Annotated in this window: 14 protein-coding genes and 1 tRNA gene; 7 read left to right on the forward strand and 8 right to left on the reverse strand. The window is 71.0% G+C overall.

All coding sequences use genetic code 11. The annotated features are described in order from the left end of the window. Positions 1–15: 15 nt before the first annotated feature. Together ftsH and ACIBH1_RS33800 are read right to left on the reverse strand one after the other, a co-directional pair. A complete protein-coding gene (ftsH, locus tag ACIBH1_RS33795; RefSeq protein WP_397318051.1) occupies positions 16–1,932 on the reverse strand; it encodes an ATP-dependent zinc metalloprotease FtsH in 1,917 nt (638 codons plus the stop codon). 24 nt (positions 1,933–1,956) lie between these two features. Continuing rightward, entirely contained in the window at positions 1,957–2,784 is an 828-nt protein-coding gene (locus tag ACIBH1_RS33800; RefSeq protein WP_397318052.1) for a hypothetical protein, read from the reverse strand. A gap of 90 nt (positions 2,785–2,874) precedes the next feature. Between ACIBH1_RS33800 and ACIBH1_RS33805 the strand changes: the two genes are divergently transcribed. Next, positions 2,875–3,834, forward strand: a complete 960-nt coding sequence (locus tag ACIBH1_RS33805) for a DUF3616 domain-containing protein (RefSeq protein ID WP_397318053.1) — start codon at positions 2,875–2,877, stop codon at positions 3,832–3,834. Here ACIBH1_RS33805 and ACIBH1_RS33810 read toward each other — a convergent pair. Beyond that, complete coding sequence (locus ACIBH1_RS33810; RefSeq protein WP_397318132.1) at positions 3,824–4,450, reverse strand: peptidyl-tRNA hydrolase; 627 nt, start codon at positions 4,448–4,450, stop codon at positions 3,824–3,826. The genes ACIBH1_RS33805 and ACIBH1_RS33810 overlap by 11 nt on opposite strands. Then, a complete protein-coding gene (locus ACIBH1_RS33815) occupies positions 4,392–5,684 on the reverse strand; it encodes an MFS transporter (RefSeq protein ID WP_397318054.1) in 1,293 nt (430 codons plus the stop codon). The genes ACIBH1_RS33810 and ACIBH1_RS33815 overlap by 59 nt, the downstream gene beginning before the upstream one ends. Positions 5,685–5,755: 71 nt before the next feature. Here ACIBH1_RS33815 and ACIBH1_RS33820 point away from each other — a divergent pair, with 71 nt between their 5' ends. Both ACIBH1_RS33820 and ACIBH1_RS33825 read left to right on the forward strand, forming a co-directional pair. After that, positions 5,756–6,709 carry a GlxA family transcriptional regulator gene (locus ACIBH1_RS33820; protein WP_397318055.1) on the forward strand — a complete coding sequence of 318 codons (954 nt, stop codon included), beginning with the start codon at positions 5,756–5,758 and terminating at the stop codon, positions 6,707–6,709. A gap of 81 nt (positions 6,710–6,790) precedes the next feature. After that, positions 6,791–9,346 (forward strand): glycosyl hydrolase family 18 protein, encoded by a 2,556-nt coding sequence (locus tag ACIBH1_RS33825; protein WP_397318056.1) that lies wholly within the window; start codon positions 6,791–6,793, stop codon positions 9,344–9,346. Between the two features lie 41 nt (positions 9,347–9,387). Here ACIBH1_RS33825 and ACIBH1_RS33830 read toward each other — a convergent pair. Beyond that, positions 9,388–9,460: transfer RNA gene (locus tag ACIBH1_RS33830), tRNA-Ala, on the reverse strand. 86 nt (positions 9,461–9,546) lie between these two features. On the opposite strand from ACIBH1_RS33830, the gene ACIBH1_RS33835 reads away from it, so the two are divergent. Together ACIBH1_RS33835 and ACIBH1_RS33840 are read left to right on the forward strand one after the other, a co-directional pair. After that, a complete protein-coding gene (locus tag ACIBH1_RS33835; RefSeq protein ID WP_397318057.1) occupies positions 9,547–10,230 on the forward strand; it encodes a tRNA-dependent cyclodipeptide synthase in 684 nt (227 codons plus the stop codon). Next, entirely contained in the window at positions 10,227–10,748 is a 522-nt protein-coding gene (locus ACIBH1_RS33840) for an EF-hand domain-containing protein (protein ID WP_397318058.1), read from the forward strand. The genes ACIBH1_RS33835 and ACIBH1_RS33840 overlap by 4 nt, the downstream gene beginning before the upstream one ends. Here ACIBH1_RS33840 and ACIBH1_RS33845 read toward each other — a convergent pair. Further along, complete coding sequence (locus ACIBH1_RS33845; protein WP_397318059.1) at positions 10,745–12,241, reverse strand: von Willebrand factor type A domain-containing protein; 1,497 nt, start codon at positions 12,239–12,241, stop codon at positions 10,745–10,747. The genes ACIBH1_RS33840 and ACIBH1_RS33845 overlap by 4 nt on opposite strands. A gap of 108 nt (positions 12,242–12,349) precedes the next feature. On the opposite strand from ACIBH1_RS33845, the gene ACIBH1_RS33850 reads away from it, so the two are divergent. Further along, on the forward strand, positions 12,350–14,086 hold the full coding sequence (locus ACIBH1_RS33850) for an asparagine synthase-related protein (protein WP_397318060.1): 1,737 nt from the start codon (positions 12,350–12,352) through the stop codon (positions 14,084–14,086). On the opposite strand, the gene ACIBH1_RS33855 is transcribed toward ACIBH1_RS33850, so the two are convergent. After that, positions 14,083–15,357 carry an FAD-binding oxidoreductase gene (locus ACIBH1_RS33855; RefSeq protein WP_397318061.1) on the reverse strand — a complete coding sequence of 425 codons (1,275 nt, stop codon included), beginning with the start codon at positions 15,355–15,357 and terminating at the stop codon, positions 14,083–14,085. The two genes, ACIBH1_RS33850 and ACIBH1_RS33855, sit on opposite strands and share 4 nt — an antisense overlap. A gap of 50 nt (positions 15,358–15,407) precedes the next feature. Between ACIBH1_RS33855 and ftrA the strand changes: the two genes are divergently transcribed. Next, the gene (gene ftrA, locus ACIBH1_RS33860) at positions 15,408–16,382 is read left to right on the forward strand and encodes a transcriptional regulator FtrA (protein ID WP_397318062.1); all 975 of its coding nucleotides are present in this window, start codon (positions 15,408–15,410) and stop codon (positions 16,380–16,382) included. Here ftrA and ACIBH1_RS33865 read toward each other — a convergent pair. After that, positions 16,379–17,908: an acyl-CoA carboxylase subunit beta gene (locus tag ACIBH1_RS33865; RefSeq protein ID WP_397318063.1), complete on the reverse strand. Its 1,530-nt coding sequence runs from the start codon at positions 17,906–17,908 to the stop codon at positions 16,379–16,381. The two genes, ftrA and ACIBH1_RS33865, sit on opposite strands and share 4 nt — an antisense overlap. Between the last annotated feature and the right edge of the window lies 1 nt (position 17,909).

The following is a 17,909-nucleotide window of genomic DNA, read 5'->3' on the forward strand; positions in this document are numbered from 1 at the left end:
ATTGCAGAACCCCGGCTAGGAAGCACGCTCCAGCCCCGCGGCCCGGTAGGCCGCCGCCTCGTCGAGCGTCTCGTGCTCCAGCAGCGCCACCACGATGGCCTCGAGCTTCTCGCGGTTGTCCACCAGCAGCCGGATGGCCTGCTCGTAGCACTCGTCCACGATCCGGCGGACCTCGTCGTCGACCGCCGCCAGGGTGGCTGGAGCGGCCTGCGGGGCGCCCTCCGACGGGAGGATCGTCAGCGGCCCGATCTTCTCCGACATGCCCCAGCGCCCGACCATCCCGCGGGCGATCATGGTGACCTGCTCCAGGTCGTTCTCGGCGCCGGTGGTGATGACGTCGTAGATGACCTTCTCGGCCGCCATGCCGCCCAGCGCGCCGATGATGCGCCCGAGCAGGTAGTTGTAGTCGTAGGCGTACCTGTCGGTGTCGGGCGTGGACAGGGTGACGCCCAGCGCCCGCCCGCGCGGGATGATCGAGATCTTGCGCACCGGGTCGGCTCCGGGCTGGAGCATGCCGAGCAGCGCGTGGCCGGCCTCGTGGTAGGCGGTCCTGGTGCGCTCCTCCTCCGGCATCACGATGCTGCGTGCCGTACCGAGCTGGAGCTTCTCCAGGGCGTCGGCGAAGTCGGCCATGGAGACCTTCTCCTTGCCGCGCTTGGCGGCCAGGAGGGCGGCCTCGTTGACGAGGTTGGCCAGGTCGGCGCCGGTCATGCCGGGCGAGGTCTTGGCCAGCTGGTCCAGCGAGACGTCGCCGTCGAGCGGGACTCCGCGAGTGTGCACCTCGAGGATGGCCATGCGGCCCTTGGCGTCGGGCGGGGCGACCATGACGGTGCGGTCGAAGCGGCCGGGACGCAGCAGGGCCGGGTCGAGCACCTCGGGGCGGTTGGTGGCGCCGATGACGATGACGCCCTCGCCGCCGGAGAAGCCGTCCATCTCGGTGAGGATCTGGTTGAGCGTCTGCTCGCGCTCGTCGTGGCCGCCGAGGCCGGAGTTGCCGCCGCGGGCGCGGCCGATGGCGTCGATCTCGTCGATGAAGATGATCGACGGGGCGACCTTGCGCGCCTCCTCGAACAGGTCACGCACGCGGGAGGCGCCGACGCCGACGATCATCTCGATGAACTCGGAGGCGCTGGCCGAGAAGAACGGCACGTTGGCCTCACCGGCGACGGCGCGGGCGAGCAGGGTCTTGCCGGTGCCGGGAGGACCGGCGAGCAGCACGCCCTTGGGCAGCTTGGCCCCGAGACGGCGGTACTTGCCCGGGTCCTTCAGGTAGTCGACGATCTCGACGAGCTCGTTCTCGACCTCGTCGATGCCGGCGACGTCCTCGAAGTTGACGCGCACCTTGGCGGCCTCGACCGGTTTGGACGACTTCGACTTGCCCAGGCCGCCCAGTCCGCCCCCGCCGCCCATCATCGACGCGCCGCGCCGCATGATCCAGACCCAGAGGCCGACCAGGAGCAGCAGCGGCAGCAGCGAGAGGATCAGGTTCCAGAAGACGCCGCGGTTGGTGCTGAGCGGCTCGGAGGTGATCTCCACGCCGGAGTTGGTCAGCTGCTGCATGAGCTGGGTGTCGTCGACGAAGACCGGGATCTCGGTGACGAAGTTCGTGTAGGACTTGTTCTCGCTGTCGGGGTCCTGCGCTGCGGTCTTGAGCACGCCGGTCACGGAGTAGCCCTGCGCCGAGATGTCCTTGACGTTCTTGGCGTTGACCTGGCTGATGAACTGGGAGTACGAGATCGTCTCGGGCGGGTCGCCGTCGAAGAAGGATGAGATCAGGAAGAACGCCGCGTAGACGACCAGCAGGGTGAGCGCGAAACGCCACCAGTTGATCTTCGGGCGCCCGCCGGGCGTGCCCGGCAGGCCTTCGGCGCGCCATGGCGGCTTCGGCTTGTCCTTGTCCCCATCCTGCGCCGGCTGTCCCGAACGTTCCACGGCGATCACCCCCTAGATCAAGATCTAGCCTAGTCCACGCACCCCCGCGGCTATGCGGGCGACCTGTCCCCATTGCCCCTTGCGCGCGTCAGGCACGGTGACGAAGGCCAGGCCGGGCTTGTAGGAGCCCCCGTCCATGACGACGACGGCGTCGAGGGCCGTGCGCTTGCCGTACTTCACCTGGTAGACGAGCATCCAGCCCTTGGGCATCGGCTTGGAGGCGATCCACCGCGTGATGGCCGCGCCGCGGGGGTGGCGGCTGAGCGTCCATCGGGCGGCGAGCAGGGCGGTGTCGCGCATCTCCTTCTGCACCTGGATCGGCACGGGAGCGGTGACGAGCATGGCCGCGGTGGTGCCGCGGATGACCTGCCTGGAGGTGTAGGGGCCGGAGCCGTACTTCTTCCACGGCTTGGTCAGGGTGGGCACGACCAGGCCCGACTCGCGGTCCTTGAGCGTGGCCTTGTACGGGCGCACGGCCTTCATCGGCAGCCGCGACGGGAGCTTGGCGATTCGGCTGTCGGCGTAGAAGGCCTCCATCGCCGTGTATCCGGGGGCGAGCGAGGAGCCGGGCGACGGGGTCGGACGCGGCGAAGGCGAAGACGGCGGCGGCGAGGTCGCGGGTACGGCCACCGCGCCCCCCGCCGCGGTCGCGGACGAGGTGGGCATCGCCGATGGCGCGGCGACCGGCGCAGCCTCGTCCTCGTCCGGACCGGACGGGAGCAACCAGAACACCACGGCGGCCAGCACCACGGCCACCGCGAGCACCCGGTAGATCAGCCTCATCGGCAGGTCTCCGATGAGCGACCGCTTGGGAGGGGAGGGACGGCGCGGCGCAACGACAGAGGAACGCACGGTCCCACCTTCCCCATCAAGCACGATCGGGAGCGTACGGCATATCACCGCAAGCCGCCCAGCTCGTATCCGAAGTGTCATCATGACGAGGTGACCCAGGTGGAACTCCGCTTCGATCAGGCTTCTCGCGACAGCCGCACGCACACGAATCTGTCGGCGATCCGGCGCGACGAGACGGGCCTGTGGGTGGCGGGTGACGAGACCGCCACCATCGAGCATCTGACCTGGACGGGGGATCATTTCGGCGCTCAGCGCGGTTTCCGGCTGGCCGATTTCGTCGACCTGCCGGCGGGCCCCGACGACGAGGCGGACATCGAGGGCCTGGCCCGGCACGACGGTCATCTGTGGGCGATCGGCTCGCACAGCCTCAAGCGCCGCAGGGTCAAGACCACCAGGAACCAGGACAAGGGCCTGCGAAGGCTCGCGACCGTCCTGCGCGAGGAGAACCGGTTCATCCTCGTACGGCTCCCGCTCGACGCGGCGACGAACTCCCCCGCCAAGGGCTCGATCATGTCGGGCCGCGCCGAGAACCTGGCCTACCACCTGCGCGACGACCCCCATTTGGCGCCCTTCCTGGCCCTGCCGGGCAAGGACAACGGCCTCGACATCGAGGGCATCGCCGTCACCCGCCACGGCGTGCACCTGGGCCTGCGCGGCCCCGTGCTGCGCGGCTGGGCGGTGGTGCTGGAGATCCATCCGGAGGTCGACGGCCCCCGCATGCGCCTGCGCCGCCCCTACCGCAAACACTTCCTGGACCTGGGCGGCCTGGGGATACGCGACATGTGCCCGTTCGGCGACGACCTGCTGCTGCTCACCGGCCCCAGCATGGATCTCGACGGCCCGGTCAGGCTCGTGCGCTGGAACCCGCTCACCCAGCAGGGTCTCGCCGACGACCTGCAGGTTCTCGCCGAGCTCCCCCACGGCGTGGGCTGTGATCACCCGGAGGGGCTGACGCTGCTGCCCGACGGCCGCGTCATGGTCGTCTACGACAGCCCGTCACCGGCCAGGATGACGGAACACGGCGTCTACGCCGACATCCTCACGATCTGAGCCACGGCGCGTCCGCCACGAAGGTGGCCGATCCGGGAGCGATCTCGGTGAACCCGGCGTCGCGCACGACCGGCAGCCCGGAGTCGGCGAGCTTGCCGAAATCAGGAGAGGTCCGTACGGCCACGGCCAGCCCGCCGGCCAGCCACGCCTCCCGGTCGCGCTCCGAGGTGGCCCACCACGCCAGCTGGGCGCTGTGTCCCGCCTGTGCCATGGCCTTGCCAGCCGACATCTCCAGCGCGGGGTTCTCCCACAACACCGGCACGCCGTCAGGCTCGCCGTATTCGGCGGTGTCGTCGAGCCGGGTGCCCGACACCTGGAGCCTGGCCAGGTCGCGCGGCCAGTCGTCGAGCGGCACCGGCGGATGCACCCGCACCTGGGCGCTGCGGTGCACGACGGTACGGCCGGGCAGGGCGATCGCCCGTTCCCACTCGGCACCGCGTGCCCTGCGCACCACCTTGCGGATCCTGCCGGTCGACTCCCAGGCGTCGATCTCTCCCGCCCAATCGCCGGGATCGGCCAGCAGCCCGAGCACGGCCATCGCCGCCGCCTCCAGCGCGTCAGTGCGCTGCGGCGGACTCGCTCGCTCGATCCGGACGACCAGGGGCAGAACCATCATCACGCCGCTTTCCAACGGTCTTGATGGCCAGGGACATTCCCGCCGCCAGCAGGCACAGGCCGCCCGCGACGAACCAGGCCACATCGTAGGCGCCCAGGTGGTCGCGGGTCAGCCCGGCGCCGACGGCGGCGATGGCGGCGCCGACCTGGTGGGAGCCGAAGACCCAGCCGAAGACGACCGCGCCGTCGGCGCCGTAGATCCTGCGGCACAACGCGACCGTCGGCGGCACGGTGGCCACCCAGTCCAGGCCGTAGAAGATGATGAAGACCAGCATGCTCGGCTCGGCGGTCCCGGAGAAGAGCGAGGGCAGGATCATCAGGCTGAGCCCGCGCAGGCCGTAGTAGACGCCGAGCAGGATGCGGGGATCGACGCGGTCGCTCAGCCAGCCGGAGGCGATGGTCCCGGCGATGTCGAAGACGCCGATGAGGGCGAGCAGTCCGGCGGCGACCGGCTGGGTCATGCCGTGGTCGTGGGCGGCGGGGATGAAGTGGGTGCCGACGAGCCCGTTGGTGCTCATGCCGCAGATCGCGAAGCCGCCGACGAGGTACCAGAAGGGCCGGGTCCTGGCCGCCTTGGCCAGCACCGACAGGGCGCGGACCGCGGCGTTCACGGTGGGCGCTGGTGCGGGCGTCGCGGGAGCGCCGCCCAGGGCTGTCGTCCCGACGTCCTCCGGCCGGTCGCGCAGCAGCAGCCACACCAGCGGCACGACGGCCAGCGCCGCCCCGGCGACCGCGATCGAGGCGACCCGCCAGCCGGGCCCGTCGGCCAGGTGGGCGAGGACCGGCAGGAAGATGAGCTGCCCGGTCGCTCCGCCGGCGGTCAGCACGCCGGTGACGAGCCCGCGGTGCCGTACGAACCAGCGGTCGGTCACGGTGGCCACGAACACCAGCGCCATCGACCCGGTGCCCAGCCCCACGAACACGCCCCAGAACAGCAGCAGCTGCCACGAGGCGGTCATCCACACGGTGAGCCCGCTGCCCAGCGCGACCAGCAGCAGCGCGAGGCTGACGACGCGGCGCATGCCGAAGCGGTCCATGAGCGCGGCGGCGAAGGGCGCGGTCAGCCCGTAGAGGACCAGGTTGATCGAGACCGCGAGCGAGATCGTCCCCTTGGACCAGCCGAACTCGGCCTGCAACGGGTTGATCATCACGCCGGGGGTGGCACGGAAACCCGCGGCGCCGAGGATCGCCACGAAGGCGACGGCGGCCACGAACCACGCTCGATGGATGCGCATGCCCACATCCTGGGGCCGCACGGCCGGAACTCACGAGTGGCCAGAAAGCCAACATGTGTAAGAATCGGGCCATGGCGCACCGCATCGCCGTCGTCGCGCTCGACGACGTGGCCACGCTCGACCTCGGCACTCCCGGCCAGATCTTCTGGGCCGCGCGAGACGCCGCGGGCGAGCACCTCTACGAGGTGGTCACCTGCTCGATCGGCGGCGCGCCCGTGCGCACGGGCGGCGGCTACAGCATCCTGCCCGACCACGGCCTGGAGGTGCTGGCCACGGCCGACACGGTCCTGGTGCCGGGGGTGCACAGCGGCACCGTGCTGGAGCGCGGCGTCATCCCGGCGGAGTTGCGCGAGGCGCTGCAGGGGCACCGGCGGATCATGTCGATCTGCACCGGGGCCTACGTCCTGGCCGCCGCGGGGCTGCTCGACGGCCGCCCGGCGACGACCCACTGGCGTGACGCCGACCGGTTCAGGGCCCTGTTCCCGCGGGTGCGGCTCGACCCCGACGTGCTGTTCGTCGACGACGGCGACGTCCTGACCTCGGCTGGGGTGGCGGCCGGGCTCGACCTGTGCCTGCACGTCGTGCGCCGTGACCACGGCGTCGAGGTGGCCAACCGCACCGCGCGGCGCTGCGTGATGGCGCCGTGGCGCGAGGGCGGCCAGGCGCAGTTCATCGAGCGCCCGCTGCCGCCCGCGACCGGCCCCAGCACCGCCGCGACCCGCGCCTGGATGCTGGAGCACCTCGACGAGCCGCTCGACCTGGCGGCGCTGGCCAGGCATTCGCGGATGAGCGTGCGCACCTTCACCCGCCGCTTCCGCCAGGAGACCGCGCTGAGCCCCGCGCAGTGGCTGATCCAGCAGCGGGTCGAGCACGCGCGTCACCTTCTGGAGAGCTCCGACCTGCCGGTCGACCAGGTCGCCAGGCGGGCGGGCTTCGGCACCGCCGTCTCGCTGCGCCAGCACCTGAACGCCGCCGTCGGCGTTTCGCCGCTGGCCTACCGGCAGACCTTCCGCGGATCCGTCTAATTGGGCCTTGTCGGCCACGGCGAGCGAGCCTACGATCCAGACAAATATTTAGGAAACTTTCTTAAAAGAAAGGCTTCCACGGTGCGCCGAACAGCCGCTTTACTCGCTGCCGTCCTCCTCGTCCTCCTCCTCTCACCTCCCGCCCAGGCAGCCGCCCGGCTGACAGCCGTCTTCAGCCTGTCGGGCTCCACGGGCAAGTTCGTCGTGACGAATCCGGGCACCACCGCGGTCTCCGGATGGTCGATCGTCTTCGACCTGCCCAGCGGGGTGACCGCGAGCAGTCCCGTGCACGCCACCATCGTGCAGAACGGGACACGGGTGAAACTCACACCCGCGTACTACATCGACACCCTCCAGGCGGGCCGTACGACCGAGCCCTTCAGCCCCACGGTCAACCTGAGCTCCGCCGTCCAGCCGACCGCGTGCACCATCAACGGCGCCAACTGCGACGGCAGCGGCGAGGACCCGCCGCCGCCCGCGCCAGTGGCCGCGGAGTACTCCGTGGCCGGCAACGCCGCCAAGTTCGTCGTCAAGAACAACACCACCACCGCGCTCAACGGCTGGTCCATCGTGTTCGACCTGCCCGCGGGCGTCACCGCGAGCAACGCCGAGCACGCCTCCCTGACCCAGACGGGCCGCACGGTCACCCTGACCCCCGCCCACTACAACACCACCGTCGCGGCGGGCCGCACGACCGAGCCCTACAGCCCGTCGTTCCGCGTCAGTACGGCAGGCGCCGAGCCCACCGGCTGCCGCGTCAACGACGTCAACTGTGACGGCTCCCCCGACGCCCCACCCGGCGCGCCCGGCAACCTGCGCTCGCCGGTCAAGACGACCAAGACCGTCTCGCTGGCCTGGGACGCCTCGGCCGCCGGCAGCCTGCCGATCGTCGGCTACGAGGTCTACAACGGCTCGGCCCTGGCCACCACCGTCACCGGGACGACCGCCACCGTGACCGGGCTGACGCCCAACACGAACTACTCCTTCACCGTCAAGGCCAAGGACCGCAAGGGCACCCTCTCGGGGGCGAGCAACACGCTGGCCGTACGGACCAACAACCCGTCGGACGACACGCAGGCGCCGAGCGTGCCGGGCAACCTGCGCAGCACCGCCGCCACCTCCTCGACCGTGACGCTGGCCTGGAACGCCTCCACCGACAACAGCGGCGTCGCGGGCTACGACGTCTACCAGGGCACGAACGTCGTCGCCTCGGTCGCGGGCCCGACCGCCACGATCAGCGGCCTGTCGCCCTCGACGGCCTACAGCTTCACCGTCAGGGCACGCGACCTGTACGACAACATGTCCGCGGCCACCGCGCCGGTGTCGGTGACCACGGCCGACATCGTCGACGGCTACGCGCGGGTCGGCTACTTCGTGCAGTGGGGCATCTACGGCCGCCAGTACTTCGTGCGCAACCTCGACACCAGCGGGGCCGCTGCGAAGCTGACCCACATCAACTACGCCTTCGGCAACGTCGACCCGGTCAACCTGACCTGCCTGCAGGGCGTGACCAAGGGCACGACGCAGAACCCGCAGGACCCCAACCAGGGCGACGGCGCCGGTGACGCCGAGGCCGACTATGGCAGGCCCTTCAGCGCCGCCCAGTCGGTCGACGGGGTGGCCGACACCGGATGGGAGAAGCTGCGCGGCAACTTCAACCAGCTCAAGAAGCTGAAGGCCAAGCACCCGCACCTCAAGGTGCTCATCTCGCTCGGCGGGTGGACCTACTCCAAGTACTTCTCCGACGTGGCCGCCACCGACGCCGCGCGCAAGAAGTTCGTCTCCTCCTGCATCGACATCTACATCAAGGGCAACCTGCCGGTGTACAACGCCGCGGGCGGACCCGGCACCGGGGCGGGCATCTTCGACGGCATCGACCTCGACTGGGAGTGGCCGGGCGCCGAGGGGCACCCGGGCAACCACGTCAGCCCGGCCGACAAGGTCAACAACACGCTGCTGATCGCGGAGTTCCGCCGCCAGCTCGACGCGCTGTCGGTCACCACCGGCAAGCGCTACCAGCTGACCGCCTTCACCCCCGCCGACCCGGCCAAGATCGAGGCGGGCTGGGAGCTGGCCGAGGTCGCCAAGCACATGGACATCTTCAACGTCCAGGGCTACGACTTCCACGGCGCGGGCAGCGACAACTCCTGGGAGCCCAACCGCACCGGGCACCAGGGCAACCTGTACGCCGACACCGACGACCCGTACACCTTCCACTTCAGCGTCGAGAACGCGATCAACGTCTATCTCGCCGCCGGGGTGCATCCGCGCAAGCTGACCATCGGCCTGGCCTACTACGGGCGTGGCTGGCAGGGCGTCAGCGACGGCGGCAAGGCCGGCGAGTGGCAGTCGGCCACGGGCGCGGCGCCCGGCCAGTTCCAGGAGGAGGCCGGCACCCGCGGCTACTCCAACCTCGTGGCCTCGGTGCCGGGCTGCACGGTCCGCCATGACGAGCAGGCGGTCGCGACCTCCTGCTACACCGGCAACGGCGGGCAGTGGTGGACCTTCGACGACGCCTGGTCCATCCAGAAGAAGGTGGCCTGGCTCAAGAGCAAGAACCTGCTCGGCGCGATGATCTGGGAGATGTCGGGAGACCCGGGCATCCTCACCAACACGCTGGACACGGCTCTGAGATAGACGAAAAGGGCCGCCCTGACGGGCGGCCCTTTTCACCGGAGTGGAGCTATGGGGATTCGAACCCCAGACCTCTTCCATGCCATGGAAGCGCGCTACCAACTGCGCCATAGCCCCGCTGTTGTTGCTTGGAAAGCATATCGGACTTTCGGAGGTGCCCAGACACGTCAACCCAGAGCGACAGACTTGCTACCTTCCGTTACATGACGACGACGATGGTGGAGGCCCACCCCCTGACCGCGCGCTGCGCGAAGATCTTCGCCACCAGGGAGCACATCCTGCTCGGGGTCAGCGCACTGAACGGATATTTCACCGTCCCGACCCTGACGACGCTGCTCGGGTGGGCGACGGCCCAGTTCGCCCGGGTGGACGTGCTGGTGCCGGGGATGGAGCTCGCGGGCACCCTGATGGCCAAGGGCTACGAGCGGCCGAGGGCGCGCAAGAAGGCGCGGGAGGAGATCAACAACACCCGTAACCGGGTGAGCAGGGCGCTGGAGGCGGCGGGCGCGACGGGCGTGGGCGTTTTCAGCTGGACCGATCTGTACGGCGAGGTCGCCTACGAGAAGACGCGGCAGGAGATCGGGCTGCTTTACGAGAGCGACGGCGAATTCCGCGAGCATTGCCACACCGCTCTGGCGGAGGTTCTGGGCACCGCGGAGCACGCCGGAAGCGCGCTGCCGTTCCTGCTGGCAGAGCTGCCGTTCATGGTGAACACGCCCGAGATCCTCGGGACCAGGACCTCGCTGTTCTGCTATCCGAAACTCCTCCCCATGGGCGAGTGGCTTTTCTCCGGAAATATCCCGAGTTCGAATCAGGGAATTCTCACAACCCGATTGACAGGCGTTGTCGCGGATAAGGACGATTATCCAGGGGTGGCACGAACATGAATGTGCAGCGCGAAAACGCCGGCCACGCATTCGACACCAGCGACATGGACGGCGACGGTTTCCTCGATCAGCGCGACATGATCGTGGTGGCCGAATCCGTCTGCGCCCGGCTCGGCCTCGGCGAGGCCCGGCGCGAGGCGGTGATCACCGCCTACGACTACGCCTGGCGCAACGCCGTCGATCTCATCGGCACCGACGAGGACGGCAAGATCAGCAGGGAGGCCTACGTCAGGTACGCGACCTCCCCCGATCTCGACCGGGTCGCCTTCACCGCCCACATCGTCTGGCCGATCGGCGACGCCCTGTGGGACGCCCTCGACACCGACGGCGACGAGCAGCTGACCAGAGGCGAGTACCTCCGCCTCTGGGGCGCCTACGACGTGGCGGGCTGGTCGGCCAGGGAAGCCTTCGAGCGCCTCGACACCAACCGCGACGGCAGGCTGTCGAAGGACGAGTTCGCCCAGGCGATCTACGACTTCTACTACGGCTCCGACGTGCCGATCTTCGGACGGCACTAACCGATGGTCCTGGCCCGCTCCACCAGCTGGGCCAGTTCGGCGAGCTTCGGGTCCTCGGCCTCGGCCGCCAGCCTGGCCGCCTGCTCCGACAACGATGCCAGGTCCATGCCGAAGGCCTGCCTGTCGCGCATGTAGAGGGCGAAGGCGGCCACGACCGCGTCCACCTGCAGCCGCAGCGGGGCCTTGGTCCACAACGACTCGTGCAGGTCGCCGGCCTCCAGCGCCTTGCTCGACTCGGCGGGCGTGCGGGTGTCGGGGTCCTGCCAGCGCACGGTGGCCGCGGCGAGCTGCCCGGAGGCGCCCGGCCGTAGCCTGACCGCGTACAGCGCGGTCACCGCGTGGCCGGGACCGACCTCGCCGCCGTCCTTGGAGTCGTCGCGGAACTCCTCGGTGGCCAGCTGCCGGTTCTCGTAGCCGATCAGCTGGTAGGACTCCACGACCGACGGGTTGAAGACGACCTGGGCCTTGGCGTCGCGGGCGCGCAGCTCGATGGTGGCGGGCAGGTTCTTGACGAAGGCCTGCTCGGCCTCCTCGATCGTGCTGACGTAGATGGCGTGGCCGTCGCCGTTGTCGGCCAGCTGCTCCATCAGCTCGTCGCCGTACTCCCTGCCCACGCCCACGGTGAGCAGCGTGATCTGCCGCCCGGCGTGCTCGGAGACCCGGTCGAGGATGCCCTGCCAGGTGGTGTCACCGGCGTTGGCCAGGCCGTCGGACAGGAGGATGACCCGGTTGGTGGCCGCCGGGCGGAAGCCTCGCGCGGCGATCTCGTAGCCCTCGGTCAGCCCCGCGGCCACGTTCGTGCCGCCGGAGATCTGCAGCGCGTCGACCGCCGCGAGCAACGCGTCGCGCGAGACCAGCGGCGTCATGTCGGACACGACCTGCGCCTCGGTGCTGAAGGAGACGATGGCCACCTGGTCACCCGGGCTGAGCTGGCCCAGCAGGGTGCGCAGCGCCGACTGCACCAGGTCCAGCCGGCCGGGCTCGGCCATCGAGCCGGAGACGTCGACGACGAAGGTCAGGTTGGCGGGCCGCCTGGCCGCCGCGTCGGAACGCCGGGTCTGCAGGCCCACCCTGACCAGGCCCTCGTTCGTGCGTCCCGGGACCCTGGCGCCGTCCACGTGCACGGTGAAGCCGTTGTCGCTGGGTTCCGCGTAGTCCTGGCGGAAGGCGTTGACGAACTCCTCCGGCCGGATCCGGTCGGGGGTGGGCCACCGCCCTTCGGCGAGGGTGCGGCGGGCGTGGTCGTAGGAGGCGGTGTCCACGTCGAGGGCGAAGGTGGAGATCTGGGAGACCTCGGTGTCCTGCTCCTGGCCCTTCTCCTCGGGCGCCGCGGCCGCGGTGGGCCTGGCCTGGGCCTCCTGCTCCTGCTGCGGCGCGCGTGCGGCGGAGTCCGACTGGCTGCCAACGGGCCCGTTGCTGCCGCCTCCGCAGGCAGCAGTCAGGCCAAGGAGTGCGACTAATCCGACAACGGCGACTACCCGGCGACTTTTCATACCTGCTCTGACGGACGGCTTGCGGCGATTGGCCGGGCCCGTTATCCAAAAGTGCACAAAAGCCAGACGACTTGTGATGAACCACCACAATCCGATATTGCTATCGGCATGCGCGTCTATTTGGGCCTAGCCGCAAAGCACGGCGTGATCGCGGCCCGCTCGCTCGACCGAGCCCGCTCGATCATCGAAGAGGCCTTCCCCGTGCCCGCCGAGGTGATCAGGCGCGACGAGTGGCACGGGACCGGCGTCTCCCTGCTGGGCTGGACCAACGAGCCCGCCGGCGCCCGCGAGCCTGACCTGCTCCACCGCCTGCCCGACCGGGTCGTCGGCGTCAACGGCCACCTGGCCGACCCGAAGGACGTCGTCCGGCTGCCCGACGACGACGTGGCCGGATGCCTGTCGGCCTGGGTCGCCCGCGACGGCGAGCTGACCGCGGCCACCGCCATCAACCGGGTCTGCCCGGTCTTCCACACCGAGACCGACGAGCTGCACATCGTCGGCAGCCGCGCGCTGCTGGTGCACCTGATGGCCCGGGAGCGGATCGGCTACGACCTGCTCGCCCTGCAGTCGATGGCCCGGCAGGGCTTCTTCCTGTCGGACGAGACCCCCTACGAGGGCGTCACGGCGCTGCGGCCCAGCTCGCGCATCACCGTGCGCGACGGCCGCCGCACGATCACCGAGACCCCGCTGCCCGAGGCGGCGCCGCCCGCGAACAAGAAGGCGGCGATCGCCGAGCTGGCCGACGCGCTCGTGGCGACCGTCGAGCCGCTCAGGAACACGGCCGAGCCGGTCAACCTGGCGCTCACCGGCGGGCGCGACACCCGGATCCTGGCCGCGCTCCTGCACGCCGCCAGGGTGCCGTTCCGGGTGACCACCAACGGGCTCGACAGCCACCCCGACGTCATCCTGGCGCGGCGGATCGCCGCCAAGCTCAAGGTCGAGCACACGGTCATCGCGCCGCCGCAGACCGAGGCCAAGGACGCCGTCCACGTCGAGCACCCGCTGATGCGCGCCTACGAGACGCTGCGCACCTGCGAGGGCATGACCTCGGCCTACGAGTCGATCGTGAGTTACCTGCCCTACAGCAACAAGCCGACCATGTCGGGACAGAGCGGCGAGACGCTCAGGGCGGGCTCGCTCAACCTCCTGCAGACCGACCTGAGCGACAAGGCGCTGCTGCGGCGCATCACCACCACGTTCTGCAAGGACGGCAAGCTCTTCAGCGCCGCGGCCAACGAGCACGCCAAGGAGCTGGCCAGGCCGTGGGAGCGGCGCACGAACAAACTGGAGACGCTCGACCACCTCTACATCTGGTACAAGGTCGGCCGCTGGCAGGCCAGCGCCCGCGCGGGCTCGCTGCGCCGGGGCGACCCGGTCCGCCCCTTCCTCGACAACCGGGTCGCGCGCGTCGCCCTCGGGCTCGACCAGGACTGGCGCCTGTCGGAAGAGGTCATCTACCGCCTCATCCTGAAGTTCGCCCCGCAACTGCGTGACGTGCCCATCGAGGGCAAGGCGTGGCGCTTCGCCGCCGGGCTGAGCAAACGCTGGCCGTGGCAGCACGTACCGCCGGAGCCGATGCCCACCGTCAGGACGGGCGGGGGCTGGTCGTGGCGGACCAGCCCAGGACCTCGGTTGTCGGCGATCCTGCGCGAGCAGGTGCTGGGCACGCTGGAGGCCCTGGAGCCGATCGTCGACCCCGACGAGGTGCGTGCCCTGTTCGCGGAACCGGTGGTCGCCAGGCCCGCGCAGGCCTGGCACCTGTACACCGTCAGCACCATGGTCACCGGCCTGTACCCCGGCAAGGCGCCGGAGCACCTGGAGCCGGTGACCGTGCACAAGCCCTAGCCGAGCACCGGGTAGTTGGAGCGGAAGACGCCCTGCGGGTCGCGCGCCCGCTTCAGCTCGCGCAGCCGCTCCAGGTCCGCCCCGGTGAAGGCCTGGGCGGCGTCGTCGCCGGGCGCCAGGAACGTGTACGGCCTGCGCCCGCTGACCGAGTCGCCGAGCTGCCCGGTCAGGCCAGCCAGCCTGCTCCTGACCGCCTCGGTGAGCTCGGGCCCGATCCCCGCCCCGAAGGCGTAGAGCAGGTACGGCTCGGCGAGCGACCCCGACGGCAGGTCCGACGGACGCGCCAGCGCCCCGCCGAGGTGACGAAGCTGGAAGCCGATGAGCGGGGCGAGATCGCCCAGGACCAGCTCCACCACGCGCTCGTCGAGCACCGGGATCAGCTCGCCGCGCCCCAGGCCGGGGCTCGGGTCGACCGGGTCATTCGTGATCGTGCCCAGCTCCGACAGCGCGAGCGTGCCGCGGGTGTCGAGCATCGCGCCGCCGAGCTCGTCGATCCTGGCGAGCACCTCCTTGGCCTCGGACTCCGGACCGTAGAAGGCCAGGTCAAGCCCGGCCATGGCGGGCGCGCCCGGCGGCTGCACGTGGTTGAACCACACGGTGAGCTCCTCGGGCGCGTCGGAGGTGAGCGCGCGGAACAGCTCCAGCACCTCGGCGGCCCGCTGCCCCGGCCACATCACGCGCCCGCCGTACACCGCGTCGATCGCCTGCAGCCCGATCTCCAGCGCGGTCACGATCGCGAAGTCGCCGCCGCCGCCGCGCAGCGCCCAGAACAGCTCGGGGTCGGAGTCGGCGCTGACGCGGCGCTGCTCGCCGTCGGCGTCGACCACCTCGAAGGCCAGCACGCTGCCGGCGGCGAAGCCGAACTTCCTGCTGAACCAGCTCAGCCCGCCGCCCAGCAGGTATCCGGTCACGCCGACGCCAGGCGCGCTGCCCGGCAGGCCGGTCAGGCCGTGGCGGGCCGCCTCGGCCTGCACCTGGCCCCACTTCGCGCCGGCGCCCACGCGGGCGACGCGGCGCTCTGGGTCGACCTCGACGGTGTCGAGCCCTCCCGTGCGCAGCAGGATGGCGCCGCCCGCGCTGCCGGAGGCCCCGTGGCCGTTGGGCTGGGTGGCGATGGCCGCACCGGTACGGCGCGCGTGCCGTACGAGCTCGGCCACCTCGGCGGCCTCGGTCACCTCCGCCACCGAGGTCACGGGCTGCTGCACGGTCAGGTTCCAGGGCCGGGACGCGGCCTCGAAGCCGTCGTCGCCGGGGAAAAGATTCTTGGTCATACCCCTATGACGGATCCGGCGGAAAAAGTGTGACTGGATACCATGACGACATGCTCGTTCCCCTTCCGACCAGGCTGCCGACCGTCGCCGTCCTGGCCTTCGACGGCATGGCCCCGTTCGAGCTCGGCTGCGTGGTGGAGGTCTTCGGACTGCCCAGGCCCGAGCTCCGGGTGCCCTGGTACGACCTGAAGGTGTGCGCGGAGAGCCCCGAGCCGCTCCGCGCGGTCGGCGGGTTCACCCTGCAGGCCGCGCACGGGCTCGACGTGCTGTCCTCGTCCGACACGGTGATCGTGCCCGGCGTCTCGGACGTGCGCGGCCCGGTCTCCGGGGAGCTGGTCGCCGCGCTCCGGCGGGCGCACGAGCGCGGCTCCCGGCTGGTCTCCATCTGCTCGGGCGCCTTCGCTCTGGCCGCGGCGGGACTGCTCGACGGCCGCGAGGTGACCACCCACTGGCGCTACGCCGACCTGCTGCAGCGACGTTTCCCCGCCGTCCGCGTCAACCCCGACGTGTTGTACGTGGACCACGGCGACGTGCTCACCAGCGCGGGCAGCGCCGCCGGGATCGACCTGCTCATCCACCTGGTCCGCAAGGACCACGGCGCCACGGTCGCCAACGACGTCGCGCGCCGCCTGGTCGTGCCGCCGCACCGCGAGGGCGGCCAGGCCCAGTTCATCCAGGCCGCGGTCACGCCCGTCAACGAGCACGACGGCGTCGCCCACGCGATGGCCTGGGCGCTCGACCACCTCGCCCGGCCGATCACCGTCGCCCGGATGGCCGCTATCGCGTGCATGTCGGAGCGCACCTTCATCCGCCGCTTCAAGCAGCAGACGGGGACCTCGCCGCTGCGCTGGGTCATCTCCCAGCGGGTGGCGGCCACGCTGCCGCTGCTGGAGTCGAGCGACGCGCCGGTGGAGGAGATCGGCGCGGCGGTCGGCTTCGAGAGCCCGGTGACCTTCCGCCACCACTTCTCCCGCACCATGCGCACCTCGCCGTCGGCCTACCGCCGCGCCTTCGCGCTGACCTAGGGCCTGGTGAGGGGCCTGGGCCCGGGTTCGAGCACCTCGTAGGCGTCGCGCACCCAGTCGGCCAGGAGCGGCCTGGTCATGACCGGGTCGACGATGTCCTCGACCAGGAAGGCCTCGGCGGTGCGGAAGGGCGAGCGCACCGCCTCCAGCCGGGCGGCGATCTCGGTCTTCAGCGCGGCCGCCTCCGCTCCCGCCTCGGCGAGCATGCGCTTGAAGGCCACCTCCAGGCCGCCCTCGATGGGCAGCGAGCCCCAGTCGCCCGACGGCCAGGCGATGCGCAGGCCGTACCTGGAGTGCGGCCTGTGGGCGGCGCCCGCGACGCCGAACACGCGTCTGACCAGCACCGAGGCCCACGGCACCGTCGACTGGTAGACGGCGGCCAGGGCGCGGGCGCCGTGCCGGATGGTGCCCGCGCGTTCGGCGGCGCTGCCGATCACGAAGCCCGGCTGGTCCACCAGGTGCACGACGGGCAGGCTGAAGGTCTGCGCCAGGTCGATGAAGCGGGCGGTCTTGTCGGCGCCGTCGGCGGTCATGCCGCCGCCGTAGATGTTCGGATCGCCGGCGAGCACGGCGACCGGGTGCCCGTCGAGGCGGGCCAGCGCGGTGATGGTCGACGGGGCGAAGCGGGCGCCGAGTTCCAGGACGTCGTCGAAGACCGTCCGCATGATCACGCGCATGTCGTAGGGCCTGCGGCGGTCGCGCGGCACGATGTCCCGCAGCACCGACTGGTCGAGCGCCTGCCTGCCCGCCCTGACGGGCGGCCTGGTCCAGGCGTTCTGCGGCAGGTAGGACAGCACGGACCTGGTCAGCTCGAAGGCCTCCTGCTCGGAGGAGGCCACCAGGTCGACCGTTCCCGCCGCCGAGACCGCGCGCCAGCCGCCGAGCTCCTCCTTGCCGACGCTCTCGCCCATGCCCGCCTCGACCACGGCCGGCCCGGCGACGAACACCTGCGACAACTCGCGGACCATGATCGAGACGTGGGAGGTGACCAGCCGGGCCGCGCCGAGCCCGGCGACGGGACCCAGCGCCAGCGCCACGACCGGGACCCGGCCGAGATTGGCCACGACCTGGTCCCAGCCGGGATTGTGGGGCACGTAGGTGCGACCGAAGTCCTCCAGCTGCTTGACGCTCCCGCCGCCGCCGGTGCCGTCGACGAGCCGGACGAGCGGCTGGCGCATCTCCCCCGCCATGCGCTCGGCCAGCACCTGCTTCTCGTGGATGGCCGCGTCGGCGGCGCCGCCGCGCACGGTGAAGTCGTCGCCGACCAGCACCGCCTTGCGCCCGGCGACGACCGCCCTGCCGACGATCGTGTTCGACGGGGTGAAGTCCTTCAGCTCCCCCGCCTCGTCGTAGACGGCCTGGCCGGTCAGCGCGCCGACCTCGGTCCAGGAGTCGGCGAGCGCGTCGAAGCGCTCGCGCACGGTCAGGCGGCCGGTGGCGTGCTGGCGCGCGACCCGCTCGGGGCCGCCCATGCGGGCGGCCAGTTCCTTGCGGCGCTCCAGCTCGGCCAGTTCGTGATCCCACACG

The sequence above is a fragment of the Nonomuraea sp. NPDC050663 genome, assembly GCF_044456985.1.
Classification (GTDB): domain Bacteria; phylum Actinomycetota; class Actinomycetes; order Streptosporangiales; family Streptosporangiaceae; genus Nonomuraea.

Coding starts and splice junctions, on each gene's coding strand:
- ACIBH1_RS33810 (WP_397318132.1), bottom strand. CDS start 4,450: ATGATGGTTCTGCCCCTGGTCGTCCGGATCGAGCGAGCGAGTCCGCCG.
- ACIBH1_RS33815 (WP_397318054.1), bottom strand. CDS start 5,684: ATGCGCATCCATCGAGCGTGGTTCGTGGCCGCCGTCGCCTTCGTGGCG.
- ACIBH1_RS33820 (WP_397318055.1), top strand. CDS start 5,756: ATGGCGCACCGCATCGCCGTCGTCGCGCTCGACGACGTGGCCACGCTC.
- ACIBH1_RS33835 (WP_397318057.1), top strand. CDS start 9,547: ATGACGACGACGATGGTGGAGGCCCACCCCCTGACCGCGCGCTGCGCG.
- ACIBH1_RS33840 (WP_397318058.1), top strand. CDS start 10,227: ATGAATGTGCAGCGCGAAAACGCCGGCCACGCATTCGACACCAGCGAC.
- ACIBH1_RS33845 (WP_397318059.1), bottom strand. CDS start 12,241: ATGAAAAGTCGCCGGGTAGTCGCCGTTGTCGGATTAGTCGCACTCCTT.
- ACIBH1_RS33850 (WP_397318060.1), top strand. CDS start 12,350: ATGCGCGTCTATTTGGGCCTAGCCGCAAAGCACGGCGTGATCGCGGCC.
- ACIBH1_RS33855 (WP_397318061.1), bottom strand. CDS start 15,357: ATGACCAAGAATCTTTTCCCCGGCGACGACGGCTTCGAGGCCGCGTCC.
- ftrA (WP_397318062.1), top strand. CDS start 15,408: ATGCTCGTTCCCCTTCCGACCAGGCTGCCGACCGTCGCCGTCCTGGCC.